The sequence below is a fragment of the Brevibacillus sp. SYP-B805 genome (assembly GCF_011059135.1).
GTDB lineage: Bacteria > Bacillota > Bacilli > Brevibacillales > Brevibacillaceae > Brevibacillus_F.
This window is the reverse complement of the sequence record NZ_JAALGD010000005.1, coordinates 132,683-151,766: the sequence shown is the minus strand read 5'-3', so window position 1 is coordinate 151,766 and position 19,084 is coordinate 132,683. Positions and strand designations below refer to the sequence as shown.

Sequence of the window (19,084 nt, the reverse complement as noted above, 5' to 3'; positions counted from 1 at the left end):
GTTGCTTTCTCCTGTTATCAAAGAAAGAGAGTGGACGGCCTGAATGAAGCGGGCAAATAGGACCGAGAATTTCAAGGAGCAGCAGTCGCGAGCAGCGGAGCGTAGATTCTACGTGAGCAGCGGAGCGACAAGGCGACGCGGAAAGTCGACGGTCATATTTGGCCGACTGCCGTCAAGTAAGGTGGTACCGCGAAAGAGATACCCTTTCGTCCTTATCGAAGGATGAAAGGGTTTTTTCATTTGGAGAGGAGGGATTCGGTGATGAAGGAAAAGATGCGGATTGTCATCAAAGCGGGGAGCAGTACGCTGGCGTTTCCACAGGGCGGCTGCGATCTGCGGAAAATGTCGCGCCTGGTCAACGCCATCAGCAAGCTGAAGGCGGATGGCCACGAGATCGTCTTCGTCTCTTCCGGGGCTGTGGCGAGCGGTTACAAACTGTTGGGGTATCAGCAGCGACCCCGCACGCTTGTCGCCAAGCAGGCGGCGGCCGCGATCGGGCAAAGCGTCCTGATGCAGACCTACTCCACCCTGTTTGCCGAACACAACCTCACCATCGCCCAAATCCTGCTTACCCGCAGCGACTTTTCCGACCGTGAACGCTACCATCACGCCTTTCAGACGCTGTCCCTGCTGCTGGCCAAAAACATCATACCGGTGATCAATGAGAACGATACGGTATCCGTGGCAGAGCTTACCTTCGGGGACAACGACATGCTGGGCGCATTGGTGGCCGGCCTTGTTCACGCGGATTTCTACATCATCCTGACCGACACCAACGGTTTGTACGACAAAGACCCCCGGAAGCATCCCGATGCCAAGCGCATCTCTTCTCTTCCGGCCATTACGGAAGAGATTGAACAGCTGGCAGGCGGGGCTTCCCGCCTCGGCACCGGCGGCATGCGCTCCAAGCTGCTGGCGGCCAAAACGGCGCTGGCATTGGGCGTCCCCAGCTTTATCGGGCAGATGGAGAGCGACGACGATTTGCGGCACATCGTGCACGGCGCAGGCAATGGCACCTATATAGGCTTTTCCCGGGAAAACCGGCAGCCGGGCTTCCTGCCCAAGAACAAGCAGTGGATCGCCCTGCACTCGCCGGTTCACGGCAGGATCAGCGTGGACGACGGGGCGGCGGAAGCGCTGCTGGCCAAACAGCGCAGCCTGCTTGCCGCCGGCATCAAGGAGGTGGCCGGCAGCTTCGCGGCGGGTGACGTGATCGAAGTGTACCACAACGACAGGTTGATCGGACGCGGGGTAAGCCGCCTGGCCGCGAGCGATCTGGGCGCCCTCCTTGCTTCCGCCGCTGCGGATGGCAAACGGGGCAGCACGGTGATTCACCGCGACCAGTGGATTCCTGCCCTGGCCGTCGCCGCCGTCAACCATGCGTGATAGACAAAGGATGGGAGGAGAGACGATGAGAACAACCGCAAGCGCTTTGCGCGAACAAGTGGAAAAACAGGCCAAGCTGGCGAAACAGGCATCCCGCCAGTTGGCTCGCCTGAGCAGCGCCGACAAAAACAATGCCCTGCTTGCCATTGCCCGACAGCTTATCCATGATCAAGCGGCCATCCTGGCGGCCAACGCGGAGGATGTGGAACGAGCGAAAGAGGCCGGGCTGCCTGCCAGCTACCTCGACCGGCTGCTGCTAACCGACCGGCGCATGGAAGCCCTGGCCGCCAGCCTGCAGGAACTGGCTGCCCTGCCCGATCCTGTCGGGGAAGTGATCACCTCCTGGCAGCGTCCCAACGGCCTGCAGATCGAACAGGTCCGCGTGCCGCTCGGGGTGATCGGCATGGTGTATGAAGCGAGGCCCAATGTGACGGTCGAGGCAGCCGCCATCGCGCTGAAGACGAACAATGCGATCGTCCTGCGGGGAAGCCGAACCGCCCTGCGCTCCAACCTGGCGCTGGTCGAGAGCATCCGAAGCGCCCTGAACTCTCTGAATCTTCCCGCAGAAGCGATTCAATACCTATCCCAGACCGAACATGAAGCCATCGACATCCTGTGCTCCCTGAACGGTCTCGTCGATGTGATGATACCGCGCGGCGGCGCCGAGCTGATCAACCGCGTCGTGCGAAGCTCCAGTGTCCCCGTGCTGGAAACGGGCGTAGGTAACTGCCACATCTTTATTGATCAAAGCGCCGATTATGACATGGCGGAGGCGATCGTCCTGAACGCCAAGACCAGCCGCCCCGCCGTCTGCAACGCGGCGGAAACCCTGCTGATCCACCGGGAGTGGCCCCTCGCCCATCAGCAGGCGCTGCTGCAGCGGCTGCACGATGCGGGTGTCGAGCTGCGGGCATGCGAGCAGACGCGCAGCTTGCATTCCGCCTTGTCATCGATTCTCCGCCCCGCCGATGAGCAGGACTGGGATACGGAATACCTCGACCTGATCCTGGCGGTGCGCACGGTTGGCGGCGTGGACGAAGCCATCGCCCATATCGCCGAACACGGCACCGGCCATTCCGAAGCCATCATCACCCGCGATGAGCGCAGTGCCGAACAGTTTCTGGCCCGGATCGATGCGGCCGCTGTCTATCACAATGCGTCCACCCGCTTCACCGACGGCGGCGAATTCGGCTTCGGCGCGGAGATCGGCATCAGCACGCAAAAAATCCATGCGCGCGGTCCCATGGGGCTGCATGCCCTGACATCCTGCAAGTACCTGATCCGCGGCAGCGGACAGATCCGTTGAACCATCACCACGAGAAGGAGGCAAGAGACATGGGAATAACAAGCGCACGCGATCGGCTGCAGTCGATGCGGATGGCTTTTCTAGGCGCGGGGTCAATCGTCGAGGCAATGCTTGCCGGCATCCACAGCCAGCAGCTGCTCTCATCCGACCGGATCCATGTGACCAACCGTGCGGACGATGGCCGCTTGCAGCAGCTGCAGGAACGCTTCGGCGTCCGGATCATGCGGGACAGGAAAGCCCTGGTGCAAAGCTGCGATACGCTGATCCTCGCGATGAAACCGAAGGATGCTGCGGAAGCATGCACCTCCCTGCGCGGGCTGGTGGGACCAGAGCAGTTGGTGATCTCCGTGATCGCCGGCGTTTCGACCGATCTGATCGCAAGCTGGCTGGGGGTTGACTGCCCAATCATCCGGACGATGCCCAATACATCAGCAGCGATCGGCCTGTCCGTCACCGGTCTTGCCGCCGGCCGTCATGCCGGGGCGGAACACCTGGAGATCGCCACCCTGCTCTTCACCTCCATCGGAACCGTCTACCCCGTTCCGGAGCAGGAGCTTGACATCATCACCGGCCTGTCCGGCAGCGGCCCGGCTTACATCTACTATCTGGTGGAAGCGATGGAAGGGGCTGGGACCAAAGCGGGGCTTCACCCGCAGATGGCGCGCCAGCTTACCGTGCAGACGCTCCTGGGGGCAGCGCAGATGCTGCTCGCAACCCGGGAGGAGCCGGCCGTGCTGCGCCGCAAGGTAACGAGTCCCGGCGGCACGACCGAGGCCGGACTGGAAGTGCTGGAATCGTTTCGCTTTCGGGAAGCCGTCACCGCGGCCATTCTGCGGGCTGCGGAAAGGGCCCGCGAGCTGGGGGAACAATACCAGCATGTCGGCGGCGGTGCCTGAACGGACCTGCTTACCCGCCGGAGCCTCCCCGTGCTATACTTGACGTACGTGACCAACCTCAAGCAACGGGAGGTGTCCCCCATGCGGATTTACGCCTTGTACGGCACCAGCGGTACCGGCAAAAGTTCCAGCGCCCTCGAATTGGCCCATCGCCTGCAAATCGATGCCATTCTCGATGACGGGATTTTGATCTATCAGGGGCGCAAAATCGCGGGTACCTCCGCCAAATACGAAAAAACCAGGATTCAAGCGGTCAAACGGGCGATCTTCCATTACCGCGACCATGCGGAAGAGGTGCGCCGGGCACTGGAACGCCTGAACCTGGAACGGCTGTTGGTCCTGGGCACGTCCCGCAAAATGATCCGGCGCATCGTGGAAACGCTGCAGCTGGACGCCCCGATTGAATATATTCCGATCGAGAGCATCAAACCCGCCAAGGAGATCGAAGCGGCCCGCTATATCCGGGAGACGCAGGGCAAGCATGTGATTCCGATCCCGCGCGTGGAAGTGGAAAAAGACCTGATCCAGCGGTTGATCGCCTCCGCCCAGAAGATCCTCTCCCCCAAAAAAGAGGTGATTGGGGAAACCACCGTCGTCCATCCGACCTTCTCCGGCGGGCGCATCCAGATCCATGAACAGGTTCTGCGCAAAATCGTGCAGGCCGCCTGCTCCCGTTTCCCGGAGGTGGTCCGCGTGCACAAGACGGTCTACTCCTTTGAGGATTTGCCGCGCATCACCGTGGCGATCACGCTGCGCCTTCCGTTCGGCTCCTCCATCCGCCCCGTCGTCCGGGAACTGCAGGAAGTGCTGTACGAAGAACTGGGCTACTGCCTGAATATCGCGCCCGCGAGCATCGATGTCCACCTGCTCTCGATCGTCATCGACAAGCATAATTCCTGACCGGCTGCTCATGCTAATGGGTGTAGGATTTTTCATCAGAAAGGAGTTACACCCATGCAAGCAACCTTGACGCCTGCCATGCCGCAGGCCCAGGCGAAGCCTTCCATGCAGGTTCCGCCGCGTGTCATTACCAACAAAGATTTGCTCTATCTGAAAGATGCACTCTCCTGGGAGCTGAACGCGTTCAAGAAGTTTCATTTCTTTGCCCAGCAGGCGTCCGATCCCCAGATCAAGCAGGCCCTCGACAAAGCCGGACAAATGCATCAGCGCCACTACCAGAAACTGCTCACCCACCTGCAGGTGAACAACAACCAGGCCATGGCCGGCGTGCCGCGGTCGCAGTAAGGGGGAGAGCGTAGATGTTTCCGATGCAGAATCAGACCCAAAGCCAGAATCCGAACCAGATTGCCAATCCCGAATCCGGCCAACTGCCGCAGGTAAAAGGTCCGCAGATGAACGACCGGGATTTCCTCAATGACGGTCTTTCCACCTGCAAGTATCTGACGGACAGCCTGAATGTGGCGGTGCGTGAGGCAAGCCACCAGCAGCTGCACGCCGACATGATGCAGATTCTGAACGAGACGCATCAATCCGCCCGCGAGCTGTACAATCTCATGTTTCAAAAAGGCTGGTACAAACTGGAGGCGGAACAGCAGCAAAAGCTGGATCAGGCCTACCAACAGTTCAGCGGGTACGCGACGCAGTTTCCGTACTGACCAATCAAGGGACGCCCCCAATTGCAGGGCGTCCCTGCTCAGTTATTTCCGCCTTCACCGTGTCCACGGCGCCGAACAACGCCTTTGCATCATACCGTTGGCCGTCTGTCTACCATCATGATGACCAGCATCAATGCAAGCCCAACCATACTGATCACTGCACCGGCAGCAGGGCCCCGCGGAGGGCGAAACCGGTTTGAATCACCACCCCGCCAAGGGCCACACCCAGGGCGTTTCCAATATTGAAAGCGGAAATGTTGAGCGACGAAGCCAAATCGGCCGCTTCCCCCGCTTTTTTTAGCACAAGCATATTCAACGGGGTCACCGTCGCAAACCCTGATATCCCTCAAATAAACACGAGAATGACAGCCCAAATGGGATTACTTCCCACCCATGCGAACGCCGCCATGGTCATCAAGGGGAAGAGTTTTCAGCAATGCAGCCTGCTCCCCCTTTTGATAGCTGTCCCTTTCGTAGTAAAGAGAGAAGCTCTTCAAATATGCCAGGATTAGCACAAACGATTTCTTCTCCGCATAAATCAAGTGGAATATCCGCAGGGACTGCTCCAACGTGGCCAGTAATTGCTCCAGCTTCACGAGCGATGAGACCTGCTGCTGCGACGTCCCACGGAGCTAAACTCTCTGTATGCGCGTCCAGACGGCCGGATGCCACATAACAGATATCTATTGTCGGAGCAGCCAAACGGCGGATGTCTCTGCAATGGGTGGTTAAGAGATTCACTCTTGCAAGCGCCGGGTGTACTTTTTCTTTATCATGGGGGAATCCCGTACCGATTACCGCTTCCGATAAGGCTTCAAAACGATGAACATGAAGCTTTTCACCATTACAATGAGCTCCTCCTCCTCGAACACCTACATAGGTAACACCCAAATCTGGAGCATGCACAGCACCTGCCCAAACAACGCCATCTACTGCGATGGCCACGGAGATAGCAAAATGAGGAAGATAACGTGCATAGTTTACCGTTCCGTCCAACGGATCAATAATCCAAAGAGGACCTTCGAAGATATCTTTCGCCCAGACTCCATCGGTGGTTTCTTCAGAGAGAATACCATGTTTCGGATAAGTACTAGCAATTGCTTCACGAATCATCTGATCAGAGGCAACGTCTGCTGAGGTGACAAGTTCTCCGGCGTTCATCATGTTTGGAAACAGCGGAAGATTTTTCCTATCCACCTTAATCAAAATAAAAAAGCCTCACCTAAAAAGGATGAGGTTCTGTCGGCCATCCCGAGAGCTTGTGGTTCGATTCGCCCGAAGGTTTCTGTTCAACTCCAAGACTAACTTATTGCCCCATGAATTGCTCAAGGCGAAGCTTTACTTCCGGCCACTCCCTGTCGATGATGCTGTAATAAACGGAATCTCTGACATAACCATCCGGTAGAATCATATGGTTTCGCAAAACACCCTCTTTGACAGCACCAATCCGTTCAAGTGCCCTTTGAGATCGGATATTCCGACTATCCGTCTTAAATTGAACCCGTATCGTCCCCAGCGTTTCAAAGCAATGCTTCAGCAACAAATATTTGCATTCGGTGTTGACATAAGTTCTCCACATTGCAGGGGTAAGCCAGGTGGAGCCGATCTCTAAACTTCTGTTTTGAACAGAGATATCATAGAACCGCGTGCTTCCCACAATTTTTTGTGATTCCTGATCAATAATGACAAACGGAAGCGCATTCTTTTGTTCCAGTGCCTTCCTCACATACTCCCTCGCGTCGTCAAGGGAATCGATTCGTCCTTGTGTCACCGTCCAAATATTCGGGTATCTTCCAGCCTCGTACAAAGACTCCATGTGGTTCATTTCCATTGGAGTCAATTTGACCTTTTTGCCCATTAGTACAACCGGGGTTATCTCCAAAACTATCTCACCCTTCGTTAACTTTCGTTAAAATTCGCACTGTTACGATAACATAATTCCATTGGTTTTTCATCGATAGCAGTGCCGCATGTGAGATCACTCTCGAAAACGATGAGGGGCTTCGATATTCTTTTTTCGGGTGAGCAGAGGACGTTTGCCCGATGCAGGCATGTGCCTACTCAATCCCGCATTTTTGATAAGGTTCGTAGAATATAAAAGGCAAAGCGAACACTTGGACCTACATACCCTACTTTATTGAAAGTGCCGATGATATACACATCCATAACCGGATTGTAATACATAAAGGAACCGGTCGAACCTATATGTCCCCAGAGGTTATACTTCTGAATAAATGGCAGCATCCGGACCCTCATGAGCCCATAACCATAGTCAACGCCCATCCACATTTTTGTCCATTTCTGCATGGTTGCAAGTGATTCCGGCTGGATGAGCTGATTTCCTGCCAATGCTTTCATGAATACAAGCAAATCTTCGGACGTGCTGACCGTTTGCCCTGCTGCATACAAACTGCTGAAACTGCGGTAGTTTTCCACGTTGATGGGGCCATCCAATGAATACAGACTGGCTACAGGGTACCTGCTTTTTACTGCGGGCCCCGAGTACTGGGATAAATAGGAGTGCTTCATGTTGAGTCGCTGAAAAATGTACTCATGAAGCACTTGATGATAAGGCTTTGATGCAATATTTTCGATTATCAATCCCAAAAGGTTAAACCCTGTATTGGAATAATGCAGGCCATTTCCTGGTGAAAAACGGGGGCGGAGATATTGTTTTGACCATTGGATGGTTTCTTGCGGGGTCCAGACTCGTGAAGGTTCTTCAAGCAGAATCTTCAGAAAATGTTTGCCGCCTTTCGGTATATCCTCATAATAATCCGGCAGTCCTGATGTATTGCTTACCAGATGTTCGATACGAATTTCACTGGAATAGTCTCTGCCTTTATAGAGATGCAAGCCCTGTATGATATCTTCCGGTAGATACTTTGCGATGGGATCACGATAGCTTATTTTTCCTTCTTCAACGAACATGGCAATAATCACGGCAGTAAACGTTTTTCCAATGCTTGCCGTATGATAAGGCTGCTCCGGATTCGCAGGCTGATCGCCTGTTTGCCCGTGAGCCATATTCCAGTGAATATGAAGTTTATCTGAGTGGACCAGCAAATAAGCATTAAGGAGTTTTGGATTGGAATCAACGGTTGCGTTCAGCTTTTTTTCAATCATGATTTTCGCTTGTTCCTGGTTCATGATTTCCCCCCATTCAAAGTCCGCGAAAGGTTCCCGCTATCACGGATGTTACGTTCGGACCCTCATTTGTCTGCCGATCTCTTCTACCGGTTTCATGTTCATATTTTTTCTGTAGCGAAACGATTAGGACACAATAACCCTGTCGCCTTTAGAGGTTGGTTGGGAAATCACCAAAAACTCAACTTCATGATTCGACCTGTTAAACACTTGATGTGGCGTTAAGGGCGGAACTTCTATTCCCTCTTGCGGAGTTAAAATGAACTCCTTACCATTTATCTCAATGGTCGCAACACCAGATAAAACAAAGAAAAATTGGCGTGCACGTTCATGATAATGTCTTACTTCCGAAGTATTGGCTGGCATGCGTTCATGAATGACACTTAAATCTTGATTTTTGACCAAATGCCATCCATCACAAATCTCCCCCCATAAGTAATGTTCAGCATTATCCTTGCTGATTTTCATTTCCATAACCTCCAGATTGGATATCGTGCTATGTCATAGCAAAAATATTTGTTGATTATCCTGGATATCACGGTTTCACTTGCTTTTGTATTTTTTTAGGTAATTTCTGAAAGACCAATTCATAGGAATGAAAAATCAGCTTTTCCCAGATTTCATCTGGAATGTTCGCGTCAAAATAGATTGAGATCCAGTGAGATTTATTCATATAGTACCCAGGAATTACCCCAGTGTAATTTTCTCTCAATTCTTCAGAGCGATGTGGATCACATTTTACAGTAAGGATAGACTTTCCTGCGGGATCGCAGCCGATCATCGCAAATATTTTGCCTCCCACCTGATACCGATCGGCTTCCCAATCCGTTTGGTAATCATGAACGGAACCAGGAAGATTGAGACAGTAGGATTCAAGCTTTTGTTTGTTCATGTCCTCTCCACCATTTTCCCTTCCAGATATTTCTTTGGACAATTCAACATCCATTGCTCTCTTTCCTTCATCCGAATTTGCGAATACATCTACTGTTCCTGACAAACATGGCCGTTATGGTGCATGGTTGCAAATAACCGCCTCCTGACCAAAATAAAAACCTCACCAGTTACGATGAGGCATGTTGCATCTATTTCTAGTATGGCGAACAACTTAAGCAGACCTGGCATCTGCTTTTGTTTCATGAACCGTACCATATGGATGCTCAGGCGGCGCATAGATAACGTAAATTTTAAGCGGTTTATTGCCTGTATTGGTTACATTGTGCCATTTTCCGGCTGGTATCATGATGGCGTAGTCATCATAGGCCATTTCCTGAAAATCCAGTCTATCTTTGCTATCCCCCATTTGCACAAGTCCCTGGCCTTCTTCGATACGAATGAATTGGTCAGTTGTCGGATGGACTTCCAAACCGATGTCATCCCCAACATTAATACTCATCAGGGTCACCTGGAAGTGTTTCCCTGTCCACAAAGCGGTGCGGTACGTATTGTTTTGCTTGGCAGCTTGGTCAATATTCACGACAAATGGTTTCGATCCATAATCTTTCAATACGATATTTCCATAATAAGGATACCAATGGTTGTTGGTCCAATAATAGCAATAATGTGGATTCCACTGATAACTCCAATTGCTGCTGTGCACTGGATGATACCATTGATAGGGATGGCTTGATTGGCCGTACATATTCATTCTCCTCTCATGCTTTCATTCAATTCCCTCCTTTTATCCTATGCAGATACCTATGTACGGGAATGCAACTGTGCCATAATGGGCGGGAGCCTACGGCCGGATCACAAGCGGCGGAACGCCAGCGCGCGCACCAGTTCGGAGATTCGGTGGATGCCGCTCCACAGCTGCTGCGGGTCCGCATACGCGTAGGAGAGGCGCAGATGCCGATCGGCGCTTCGATGGTATACATGGCCGGGATTGAGCAGGATGCCTTCCGCCAAGGCCATCTCAAACAGCTGCCGCATGGAGATCGGCTGATGCAGTTTCACCCAGAGATAAAACCCGCCCTGCGGTACACGCCAGCTGGCCAGATCGGAAAAGCAGGCGTCCAGTGCCTGCAGGGCGATCGCCCGGCGCTCCCTCAGTCCCGCTCGCACCCGTTCCAGACGCTGCTGATGGACGCCGCTCGCCAGCCACTCCGCTGCCGCCAGCTGGGACAGCGCACTGGAGCCGTAATCCGTCTGCATCTTCACATCGGCCAGCCGGTCAATCACCGGCTCCGGCCCGACCACCCATCCGATCCGCAGGCCCGGGCTCACGCATTTGGACATGCTGCCCACATAGAGGACCAGTCCGTTTTTATCCCGTGCCTTTAACGGCGGAGGAACGGGCGCATCCAGCCACAGCTCGCGATAAACATCATCCTCGAGAATGGGGAGCCGCTCCTTTTCGCACACGTCCATCAGCTGCCGCCGCCGCTCCTCCGTCATCACGATGCCCGTCGGGTTGTGAAAGGAGGGAATGGTATAGAGCAGCGCCCCGTTTTGCAGGCGTTTGTGCCGGACGATCCACTCCGTCTGTATGCCGTCATCATCCATCGGCACGCCAAACAATCTCATCTCCGTCGATTGGAACACATGCAGCGAATAGAGGTACGAGGGTTTCTCCACAAAGACGGTGGAGCCGCGCTGCAGCAGCCCCACGGAGATGAGCTGCAGCGCCTGCAGGGCACCGGAGACGACCAGAATGGCGGACGGGGACGCCTCGATCCCGAAGCCGCGCAGATGCTCGCTGATCTGCTGCCGCAGGGCGTAAAGTCCCTTGGGCTCCGAGTAACCCAGATTCATCATCTTGCGCGGCAGCCGGCGAAGGATGGTCTCCAGCAGATCCACCGGCAGGAGATCCGGCGACAGCTCACCCGTTCCCAGCCTGATGATGGCGGGGTCATGTTCGGCCCTGTTAATCTCCTGGATGGTGGGCAGATTGGGCTGATGAATGCCGGCTTCCACATAGGAGCGCCAATCCGGCGGCATCGGCGACAGTTTGGCCGCCCACGACAGGGGGGACACCCGCGTGCCGCTCCCCTCCACCGCTTCCAGAAGCCCTTCCGCTTTCAGCTCCTCCAGGGCGGTGATCACCGTGCTGCGATTGACGCCGAACGCCTGGGCAAGCTCCCGCTGCGTCGGAATCCGGCTGCCCACCGGCCACTCCCCGTTGGTGATCTTGTTCCGAATATACCGGATGATCTGCCGATACAAAGGAACCGGCGCGCGCTTGTCCGGCTGCCAGTCCGCCATCCACTGCGCCATGCCCATCCCTCCTCCGCTTATTTTTCGTCTATTGTACAAATTGGTTGGGGTCCTTGCAAACCAATTGGCTGGAGACAGCGGCGGCCATTTTCTTTAAGCTGGGAAAAGAACCTTTGCCTGGAGGGATACGCGTGTTGGAAGCATTCATACATGGACTCGTTCTTGCCTTGGGACTGATTCTGCCGCTCGGCGCCCAAAATGTGTTTGTCTTTAATCAGGGAGCCGCACAGCCGTCCCTTGTCCGGGCAATGCCCGTGGTGATTACGGCGGCATTGTGCGACACGCTCCTGATTCTGCTTGCTGTGATGGGCGTCTCCCTTGTCGTGCTCACCTTTACGTGGATCAAGACGATCCTGTTTGCGGCGGGATTCTGTTTTCTGGCGTACATGGGCTGGCTCACCTGGAACAGCAGGCCCGGCATCAACGGGGAGACGCATGGCAGCTTTTCGGCCAAAAAGCAGGTGGTGTTCGCCGCCTCTGTCTCCCTTTTCAACCCGCACGCCATCCTGGATACCATCGGCGTAATCGGAACCAGCTCGCTTGGTTACGGGGGCAGCGAGAAATGGGGGTTTACCATCGCCTGCATCCTGGTCTCCTGGGTCTGGTTCTTCACCCTTTCCCTTGCCGGCAGAACGGCGGGAAGGCTGGATACATCCGGCCGCCTGATCCGTTCTCTCAACCGTATCTCGGCGGTGATCATCTGGCTGGTCGCGGTCTATATGGCAGCCAACCTCCCTTTTCTCCCTTGACGGCTGAGGCGTCTCCGCAGCGTGTGAAGTGCCCCCCTTTCCGCAGTCATGGAAAAATAAAGCGGGCACCCCGGGCAGCATTGCGCTGCCGCCGGCGGTTACCCGCTGATCTGCTGTGCATAGATCCCATCCCTACGAATCTTTGGATAGTACGGAAGCCATGGAACGCGAGTAGGCGATGCCCCTGGTCTCCGGGGTGAACAGGCTTAATGCCAGGCTGATGGCGATGCCTGCCATCATGAATCCGCCAAATATCCACGGCGATGGACCGTACGATTTCGCCATGGATGTCCAGATCAGCGGTCCGAAACCGACAATGGCGGCCGCGATCTGATAGCCGACCGATAACCCGGTATAGCGGACTTTCGGCGGAAACAGTTCGGAAAAATAGGTTCCCTGCGTGGAAAAAATAGCTCCCCAGATGATTCCAAGCATGACCACCTGCATGACATACAACCAGCCGGCCCCTTTTCCGATCAGGGAAAAATAAGGAACAGAGAGCAGGAAGAGCAGCATCAGCCCTCCGATATAGATGCGCTTGCGCCCGATAAAATCAGAAATATATCCGATGATCGGGATTGTGACGAGCATGGTGGCACACCCGATCGTCAATGCATTCAGGGCAATATCACGGGAGTAATTCAGGTAAGCGGTCGCAAAAGTAATCACATAAGACATCGTGAAGACGTTGAGGAACCCGTCGCCCAGTTTCAAGCCGATTGCACGCAGCACGTTTTTCCAGTCGCTGCGAATCGTTTCAATGATGGGCACCCGCGCGATATCGCCGCTTTCCTTCTGCTCTTGAAAAACAGGGGTTTCCTCGATGCCGCTTCGGATCCAGATGGCCAAACTGACGAGCACGATACTAAAGAGGAAGGGAATGCGCCACCCCCAGCTCAAAAACTGCTCGTTGGTCGTCCAGTGGCTGATCAGCGAAAAGCTTAAGGTCCCGGTAACCAACCCGATCGGCACCCCCAGCTGAGGAATCGAACCGTACAGCCCGCGAACTCCTTTTGGCGCGGATTCTGTCGCCAACAGGATGGCTCCCCCCCATTCGCCGCCCAATGCGATTCCCTGGATCAGCCGCAGGAAGACCAATAAAAGGGGGGCGATCAGACCGGCAGTTTCATAGGTAGGAAGCAACCCAATCAACGTCGAACTGACTCCCATGCCGACAAGCGTATAAATGAGTGCCGCCTTTCGCCCCACGCGGTCGCCCAGGTGGCCGAACAAGACGCTGCCGATTGGCCGGGCGGCATAGCCGACTCCGAAGGTGGAAAAGGCGAGAATAAGCGAGATGGCAGGATCCTGGGTTGGAAAGAACAGCGTGGAAAAAACCAAGCCGGTAGCTGAACCATACAGATAAAAATCATACCACTCGATGATCGAACCAGAAATGCTGGCAAAGAGGACACGGATATTCAAAGCACTTCCTCCTCTCCTGTAACTGTTATGGTAAGACTGCGGCCCATGTAAACGGTGCGGCTGTTGGCATCATGATCAACAAGGCTGCATCACATCCTCGTCCCCTGCCTGTCCAACTGCTGTGGCGGATTCCTGGACTGGCGCAAACCACGCTGCAATCTCATCCCGCCGCACGAACTGCAAGGGGGCGCCGATCGGCAGTTCGGCCTCCTGATCCCCCAACAGGCGGCCGGTAACCCGGACCCCTTCACCCATGCGGGCCACCAGCACAACATAAGGAGCTTGCTCAACAAACTCCACCGGCGGCACGCGGATGCGGGTGTAGGTTTCCAGCACGGCCTCCGGCGGCAGGCTGTCTTCCTGCAAGTTCGTCCCACCGCAGAAGCGGCAGACGATCCTGCCGGACAGCTGTGCCCGGCCGCAGCCGCTGCAGCGCAAAACCGGAAATTGAATGGCGTCATGTCCCATGTCCTGCTCACCTCGCTCCCAGGATATGAACCGTCGCAACTCCGCCGCAGCCGCCCACGTTATGCGTGAGACCGATGCGCGCATGCGGAACCTGGTTATCAGCCTCCCCCCGCAGCTGCCGCACCACCTCGAACACTTGGGCCACGCCTGTAGCTCCGATCGGGTGCCCCTTGGAAAGGAGGCCGCCCGAAGGATTCACCGCCACCCGTCCCCCCACCCTGGTCTCCCCTGCCGCAGCGCGGGGGCCGGCTTCTCCCCGAGGCATTATCCCCAGATCCTCCAGCGCGATCAGTTCGGCGATGCTGAAGCAGTCGTGCACTTCGGCCACGTCAACGTCCTCGGGCCCCACCCCGGCCTGTTCGTAAGCCTGGCTGGCCGCCTTCACCACCGCCTGCAGGCTGCACAGGTCGTCCATCTCCTGGATCGTGGTGCTGCCTGTGGCCTGGGCCGAACCAAGGATGTCGACAGGCTGGCCGCCAAACTCCTTGGCCCGCTCGCTTGCCACCAATACCAACGCGCTTGCGCCGTCGCTGATGGGGGAGCAGTCGTACAGCCGAAGGGGATCGGCAATCAGCCGGGAATGGCTGATTGCGTCAAGGGCAGCCGGCTTTCCGTAGAAGTGGGCCCGCGGGTTTCGCTGGGCGTTCTCCCGGCTTTTGTAAGCAACGGCAGAGAGGTGGTCCAGTGTGGCTCCATATTCGTGCATATAACGACGGGCCACAGCGGCAAAGAACCCGGGAAAGGAAAGCCCGGTAGAGCCCTCAGCCTGCCGGTCGGCCGCTGCGGTCAGCGCCGCTGTCACCTCTTCTGTGCCGGCCTGCGTCATCTTCTCCACCCCGGCCACCAACACCACGTCGCAGCAGCCTGCGGCGATCATCAGATAGCCATGGCGAAGCGCGATTCCGCCCGACGCACACGCTCCTTCCACCCGTGTGGCCGGTACCGCGCCAATCCCGAGGGCTCCGGCCACCAAAGCAGCGGTAAGCTCCTGCCGTGCCAGCATGCCCCCGGCGAAGTTGCCGAGGTAAAAGGCTTCAATTTGGGAAGGGGCAACGCCGGCGTCAGACAATGCCTCTCGACATGCTTCCAGGGCAAGATCCTTGATCGACCGCCCTTTCAGCTTGCCAAACGGCGTGCACCCCACTCCGATGATCGATACCTGACGCATTCCACTTCACCCTCCCGCTATCGAATTGAACCTGCAGCAACGGTTATACCAGGCGCGCATTCCCTTCCCAGTACCTGGCACGCAGTTCACGCTTGAGCACCTTGCCATAGGCGTTCTTTGGCAGTTCCTCGAGGAAGTCTACGGACCGAGGCTTCTTGTAGCTGGCCAGGTGATCCCGGCAAAACGCAATCAGCTCCTCTTCTGCGGCCTCGTGCCCAGGCCTCAGCACGACAACTGCCTTTACCGCCTCCCCCCATTCCGGGTCCGGGACGCCGAAGACGCAAACCTCCTGTACGGCAGGATGACACAACAGCACCTCTTCCACTTCGCGGGGGTAGATATTGTTGCCGCCGCTGATGATCATGTCTTTCGTGCGGTCCAGAATATAGAGGTAACCGTGCTCGTCCATGTACCCGACATCGCCTGTACGCAGCCACCCGTTTACAATCGCCTCCGAGGTAGCCTCCGGGTTGTGCCAGTACCCCTTCATCACCAGCTCGCTGCGCGCGGCTATCTCTCCGATGCGCCCCGGCGGCAGCCTGTTTCCTTCCGCGTCCTGAATGCATACCTGCACGCCCATCCTGGCTGTACCGGCAGAGGCAAGCCGTTCGGGTTGATGCAGGTTGTGCTCGTCACGGCCCAGGCCGGTAATCGTCATGGGACATTCGCCTTGCCCGTAAACCTGCGCGAACACCGGCCCGAAAGCCTTCAGCCCTGCTGTCAGATCCTCCACGTACATGGGGGCACCGCCGTATATGATGCACTGAAGGCTGCGCAAGTCGTACCTGGTTCGCGCTTCCGATTCAATCAGCCGCTTCACCATGGTTGGGGCCATAAACGGCAGCACGGTAATCCGGTGTTTTTCAATCAACGCAAACACCGTTTCCGGATCAAAGCGCGAAGCGGGAAAGATTACGTTTGTCCCCCCCTTGGCGATAAGAGGGAGGGAATAGAGGCCAGAACCATGGCTGAGCGGTGCCGCATGCAGCCCGATATCGCCGTGCCCGAACGGATAGATGTCTGCACAGGTGTTCAGAGCCGCCAGCAGCAGAATACGGTGGGTCAGCATGGCCCCTTTGGGCCGACCCGTGGTACCCGAGGTATAAAAGAGCCATGCCAGGTCGTCTCCCTCCACCGGCTCCACCCATTCTGCGTTATCCCCTTGTTTCAGCAGTTCATCATACGCAAGCACCGTTAAGGCATCATTCCGCCCGTTCTCTCCTGGGCCATCCAGGCAGACGGCAATACGGGTCGCGGTCAGATCCCCGGTGATGCGGTCAATATCATCCTGGTACACTCCCGCATACACAAGCACCTTGGCTTCACTGTGGTTCAAAATGTAGCGTACCTCGTCCCGATGGAGGCGAAAGTTCATCGGGACGGCTGCCAGGCCTGCCTTCCACGTCGCAAACAGCACCTCCAGGATCTCCGGGCGGTTCGGCGAAAAGATGGCCACCCGGTCCCCCGGCTCCAGGCCAAGCCGGCGCAGTGCACTCCCAACCCGGTTGACGCGCTCGTTGCACTCCCGGTACGTCAGCACCGCGTCGCCGTGAATGATGGCCGGATGATCCGGATATGCTGCTGCCGAACGGTATAACAGATAACCGAGGTTCATCGCTGCCATGTTCGTCCCTCCCTGCATCCACCCTCGATCATTGCCCAACCTAAAGGGGATCGATGGTTTCGTCTTCCAAATATCTAAACTTGTTATTCTCTTATTGTCAGAATATCATTAAAATTGCAAATGTAATATGTAAATATTCTACAAAAGTTGGGTGGTTCAATTGTCAACACTTGATAAGATATCGGTGCTGGAAATGGCGGATTTTATGGAAGAATTGACAACGTTGGTGGAGCAGGAAGGAGAAGTATCGTCAGAGCATCTCTCGCTGGACATGCATTCGCTCCCGGACTGTCTCCGGGATGCGATCAGCCATTTTCTCCTCGCTTTGGAGAAACGGAAACAGCGGACAGCTCGTCCGCGAGAGGAAATGGCGCGCAGTATCGCTCTCCAACAGCTAACGCTTGACATTGCTTCTTTGGCTCCGCTTCAGCAAGTTCTCCATCGAGTTTGCGAGACGGTGCGCCTGCTGCTGCAGACCGATATCGGCTATATTGCCTTGTACAATGAAAAAAAACAGACGATCACCATCCGCGCTTCATCCGGCAGCAGCCCCAACTTGATCGGCGTGGAACAACGCCTGGGCCAAGGAATCGGAGGGCGCGTTGTCCTGACGAAGCGCCCCCACTCGTTTACAGACTACCCGCATGAAACCCGCAGAGACCCTAATGTAGAAGCTGCCATCGATTACGAGGGGATTATTTCTGCCATTGCCGTCCCACTCCTGTTGGGGGCTGACGTGATCGGGGTGCTGTACGCTGCCATGCGCACGCACAGGGAATTCACGGAGGAAGAAATCGATTTCCTGGCGAGTTTAGCCAGTTTGGCCAGCGTAGCCATTCGCAATGCGCAGCTTTATGACCAATCCCAGCGTCTGATTCGCGTGCATCAACAGCTGAGTGAAGCGGCGCTTCAGAAGGAAGCCGTCGAGTCTGTCATTCGTTCCTTATCGCTTCTGTTGTCTTGCGAGACTTGGTTTCTTGATGCATCCGGCCATATTCTGCACCGCAACCACCCGCACGCTCGTTTGAACCCGGAGGTCATCTCCGCGATCGTCCGCCAGGCAAAAAATGGCATCCATACGCTTTCGGAACAGAACAGTATCGTCAACTGCTTTTTTATGGAACAATCCAACTTTCACATCATGTGTTCCTCCATCGTCAGCAACCATGTTCTGGTTGGCATCTTGGCCACCGTACGTCCTGCCGATGAAGAGTACGACGAAATCGACCGGATCGCCATCGAACGGGCGACGACGCTGCTTGCTCTGGCAATCAGCACCAAGGAGATCAAAAGGATCAACACATTTTATCTGCGTACCGCACTTCTGCATCAACTGCTATTCCAGGGTGAACAGGAAGCGGTCCTGGGCGAACGGGCCAAGCATCTCGGGATTAATCTCTGGAAACCGTGTCATCTGATTGTCAGCATGTGTATGACCGACTCTCTTCCTCCGTCCCAACAGGAAATTGTCAACCGGGTGTTAAATTCGGTCCAATTGACTTTGGATGTGTCGAGATTTCCCCTGTCAACGGTGGACAATACCTGCCTGGTGGCCGCGATCGCCAATCAGGAAACCCTCATGAAAGGGGCCGAAGAAATCCATGCGCTGATCAAGGCGTCTTTACCGCAGGCAAAAGTATTCACCGTCATCAGCGATCCATGCAGCAAGCCGAGTGACTATCGCCATGAATTTTCCAAATGCAAAAATGCGCTTTCCTGGCACGAACGGCTCGGTCATCAGGAACCCATTGTGTGGGCCAAATCCTTCGGGCTTGCCGGACTGCTCCTTGATGTTTCCAATCTGGACGCCATCAGGGCGTTTTGCGTCGAGACGCTGCGCCCGCTCACGCTCGCCGAGCATCGACAATCGGGGAATCTGCTGGAAACGCTGAAAACCTTTCTGGAAAACGAATCCGAACTGCGCGCCACCGCATCCAGCCTGCACATCCACTACAATACACTGCGCTATCGGCTTGAACGCATTGAGCAGATCCTGCAGGTCCGCCTGAGCGATGCCGAAACCCGTCAAAAGCTGCGGCTCGCTTTGTTGTTAAACGACACGTTCAAGTTTATCCAGGGATAACAG

20 protein-coding genes are annotated in these 19,084 nt (G+C 55.6%); 8 read left to right on the top strand and 12 right to left on the bottom strand.

The features are described 5' to 3' along the window. Positions 1 to 261 precede the first annotated feature (261 nt). From proB to G3578_RS08515, 6 genes are all read left to right on the top strand, one after another. Positions 262 to 1,386 carry a glutamate 5-kinase gene (gene proB, locus G3578_RS08540; protein ID WP_206529576.1) on the top strand — a complete coding sequence of 375 codons (1,125 nt, stop codon included), beginning with the start codon at positions 262 to 264 and terminating at the stop codon, positions 1,384 to 1,386. A 25-nt stretch (positions 1,387 to 1,411) separates the two neighbouring features. Further along, positions 1,412 to 2,692, top strand: a complete 1,281-nt coding sequence (locus G3578_RS08535) for a glutamate-5-semialdehyde dehydrogenase (protein WP_241254529.1) — start codon at positions 1,412 to 1,414, stop codon at positions 2,690 to 2,692. A gap of 29 nt (positions 2,693 to 2,721) precedes the next feature. After that, positions 2,722 to 3,588, top strand: a complete 867-nt coding sequence (proC, locus tag G3578_RS08530) for a pyrroline-5-carboxylate reductase (protein ID WP_241254528.1) — start codon at positions 2,722 to 2,724, stop codon at positions 3,586 to 3,588. Between the two features lie 81 nt (positions 3,589 to 3,669). Then, positions 3,670 to 4,488, top strand: a complete 819-nt coding sequence (locus G3578_RS08525) for a hypothetical protein (RefSeq protein ID WP_165211411.1) — start codon at positions 3,670 to 3,672, stop codon at positions 4,486 to 4,488. A gap of 54 nt (positions 4,489 to 4,542) precedes the next feature. Then, positions 4,543 to 4,833, top strand: coding sequence for a ferritin-like domain-containing protein (locus G3578_RS08520; RefSeq protein ID WP_206529575.1), 291 nt, complete (start codon positions 4,543 to 4,545; stop codon positions 4,831 to 4,833). A gap of 23 nt (positions 4,834 to 4,856) precedes the next feature. Then, complete coding sequence (locus tag G3578_RS08515) at positions 4,857 to 5,204, top strand: spore coat protein (protein ID WP_165211677.1); 348 nt, start codon at positions 4,857 to 4,859, stop codon at positions 5,202 to 5,204. A gap of 154 nt (positions 5,205 to 5,358) precedes the next feature. On the opposite strand, the gene G3578_RS08510 is transcribed toward G3578_RS08515, so the two are convergent. The 8 genes from G3578_RS08510 to G3578_RS08475 all read right to left on the bottom strand — a co-directional run bounded on the left by G3578_RS08510 (position 5,359) and on the right by G3578_RS08475 (position 11,564). Next, positions 5,359 to 5,529 carry an MFS transporter gene (locus tag G3578_RS08510; RefSeq protein ID WP_165211409.1) on the bottom strand — a complete coding sequence of 57 codons (171 nt, stop codon included), beginning with the start codon at positions 5,527 to 5,529 and terminating at the stop codon, positions 5,359 to 5,361. Between the two features lie 89 nt (positions 5,530 to 5,618). Continuing rightward, a complete protein-coding gene (locus G3578_RS08505) occupies positions 5,619 to 6,401 on the bottom strand; it encodes an inositol monophosphatase family protein (RefSeq protein WP_346773981.1) in 783 nt (260 codons plus the stop codon). Between the two features lie 109 nt (positions 6,402 to 6,510). After that, positions 6,511 to 7,062, bottom strand: coding sequence for a GNAT family N-acetyltransferase (locus tag G3578_RS08500; RefSeq protein ID WP_165211674.1), 552 nt, complete (start codon positions 7,060 to 7,062; stop codon positions 6,511 to 6,513). A gap of 203 nt (positions 7,063 to 7,265) precedes the next feature. Continuing rightward, complete coding sequence (locus tag G3578_RS08495) at positions 7,266 to 8,354, bottom strand: serine hydrolase domain-containing protein (RefSeq protein WP_165211404.1); 1,089 nt, start codon at positions 8,352 to 8,354, stop codon at positions 7,266 to 7,268. 123 nt (positions 8,355 to 8,477) lie between these two features. After that, entirely contained in the window at positions 8,478 to 8,819 is a 342-nt protein-coding gene (locus G3578_RS08490; RefSeq protein ID WP_165211401.1) for a cupin domain-containing protein, read from the bottom strand. A 67-nt stretch (positions 8,820 to 8,886) separates the two neighbouring features. Next, positions 8,887 to 9,243, bottom strand: a complete 357-nt coding sequence (locus tag G3578_RS08485) for an MmcQ/YjbR family DNA-binding protein (RefSeq protein ID WP_165211671.1) — start codon at positions 9,241 to 9,243, stop codon at positions 8,887 to 8,889. A 213-nt stretch (positions 9,244 to 9,456) separates the two neighbouring features. After that, the gene (locus G3578_RS08480; RefSeq protein ID WP_165211398.1) at positions 9,457 to 9,990 is read right to left on the bottom strand and encodes a cupin domain-containing protein; all 534 of its coding nucleotides are present in this window, start codon (positions 9,988 to 9,990) and stop codon (positions 9,457 to 9,459) included. 107 nt (positions 9,991 to 10,097) lie between these two features. Continuing rightward, positions 10,098 to 11,564, bottom strand: coding sequence for an aminotransferase-like domain-containing protein (locus G3578_RS08475; protein ID WP_165211395.1), 1,467 nt, complete (start codon positions 11,562 to 11,564; stop codon positions 10,098 to 10,100). Positions 11,565 to 11,695: 131 nt separating this feature from the next. On the opposite strand from G3578_RS08475, the gene G3578_RS08470 reads away from it, so the two are divergent. Continuing rightward, the gene (locus G3578_RS08470) at positions 11,696 to 12,313 is read left to right on the top strand and encodes a LysE family transporter (RefSeq protein ID WP_165211392.1); all 618 of its coding nucleotides are present in this window, start codon (positions 11,696 to 11,698) and stop codon (positions 12,311 to 12,313) included. A gap of 132 nt (positions 12,314 to 12,445) precedes the next feature. Here G3578_RS08470 and G3578_RS08465 read toward each other — a convergent pair whose 3' ends face one another. The 4 genes from G3578_RS08465 to G3578_RS08450 all read right to left on the bottom strand — a co-directional run bounded on the left by G3578_RS08465 (position 12,446) and on the right by G3578_RS08450 (position 16,998). Continuing rightward, positions 12,446 to 13,738 (bottom strand): MFS transporter, encoded by a 1,293-nt coding sequence (locus G3578_RS08465; RefSeq protein ID WP_165211389.1) that lies wholly within the window; start codon positions 13,736 to 13,738, stop codon positions 12,446 to 12,448. Positions 13,739 to 13,813: 75 nt separating this feature from the next. Then, complete coding sequence (locus tag G3578_RS08460) at positions 13,814 to 14,206, bottom strand: Zn-ribbon domain-containing OB-fold protein (protein ID WP_165211386.1); 393 nt, start codon at positions 14,204 to 14,206, stop codon at positions 13,814 to 13,816. 7 nt (positions 14,207 to 14,213) lie between these two features. Continuing rightward, entirely contained in the window at positions 14,214 to 15,374 is a 1,161-nt protein-coding gene (locus tag G3578_RS08455) for a thiolase domain-containing protein (RefSeq protein ID WP_165211383.1), read from the bottom strand. 43 nt (positions 15,375 to 15,417) lie between these two features. Then, positions 15,418 to 16,998 carry an acyl-CoA synthetase gene (locus G3578_RS08450; protein ID WP_241254527.1) on the bottom strand — a complete coding sequence of 527 codons (1,581 nt, stop codon included), beginning with the start codon at positions 16,996 to 16,998 and terminating at the stop codon, positions 15,418 to 15,420. A 160-nt stretch (positions 16,999 to 17,158) separates the two neighbouring features. Here G3578_RS08450 and G3578_RS08445 point away from each other — a divergent pair, with 160 nt between their 5' ends. Further along, positions 17,159 to 19,081, top strand: a complete 1,923-nt coding sequence (locus tag G3578_RS08445; RefSeq protein ID WP_165211380.1) for a helix-turn-helix domain-containing protein — start codon at positions 17,159 to 17,161, stop codon at positions 19,079 to 19,081. Positions 19,082 to 19,084 lie beyond the last annotated feature (3 nt).

Bases quoted from the DNA above. Each gene is read 5' to 3' on its own strand.
- proB (WP_206529576.1), top strand. From the start codon at position 262: ATGAAGGAAAAGATGCGGATTGTCATCAAAGCGGGGAGCAGTACGCTG.
- G3578_RS08535 (WP_241254529.1), top strand. From the start codon at position 1,412: ATGAGAACAACCGCAAGCGCTTTGCGCGAACAAGTGGAAAAACAGGCC.
- proC (WP_241254528.1), top strand. From the start codon at position 2,722: ATGGGAATAACAAGCGCACGCGATCGGCTGCAGTCGATGCGGATGGCT.
- G3578_RS08525 (WP_165211411.1), top strand. From the start codon at position 3,670: ATGCGGATTTACGCCTTGTACGGCACCAGCGGTACCGGCAAAAGTTCC.
- G3578_RS08520 (WP_206529575.1), top strand. From the start codon at position 4,543: ATGCAAGCAACCTTGACGCCTGCCATGCCGCAGGCCCAGGCGAAGCCT.
- G3578_RS08515 (WP_165211677.1), top strand. From the start codon at position 4,857: ATGCAGAATCAGACCCAAAGCCAGAATCCGAACCAGATTGCCAATCCC.
- G3578_RS08500 (WP_165211674.1), bottom strand. From the start codon at position 7,062: ATGGGCAAAAAGGTCAAATTGACTCCAATGGAAATGAACCACATGGAG.
- G3578_RS08495 (WP_165211404.1), bottom strand. From the start codon at position 8,354: ATGAACCAGGAACAAGCGAAAATCATGATTGAAAAAAAGCTGAACGCA.
- G3578_RS08490 (WP_165211401.1), bottom strand. From the start codon at position 8,819: ATGAAAATCAGCAAGGATAATGCTGAACATTACTTATGGGGGGAGATT.
- G3578_RS08485 (WP_165211671.1), bottom strand. From the start codon at position 9,243: ATGAACAAACAAAAGCTTGAATCCTACTGTCTCAATCTTCCTGGTTCC.
- G3578_RS08480 (WP_165211398.1), bottom strand. From the start codon at position 9,990: ATGTACGGCCAATCAAGCCATCCCTATCAATGGTATCATCCAGTGCAC.
- G3578_RS08475 (WP_165211395.1), bottom strand. From the start codon at position 11,564: ATGGCGCAGTGGATGGCGGACTGGCAGCCGGACAAGCGCGCGCCGGTT.
- G3578_RS08460 (WP_165211386.1), bottom strand. From the start codon at position 14,206: ATGGGACATGACGCCATTCAATTTCCGGTTTTGCGCTGCAGCGGCTGC.
- G3578_RS08455 (WP_165211383.1), bottom strand. From the start codon at position 15,374: ATGCGTCAGGTATCGATCATCGGAGTGGGGTGCACGCCGTTTGGCAAG.
- G3578_RS08450 (WP_241254527.1), bottom strand. From the start codon at position 16,998: ATGGCAGCGATGAACCTCGGTTATCTGTTATACCGTTCGGCAGCAGCA.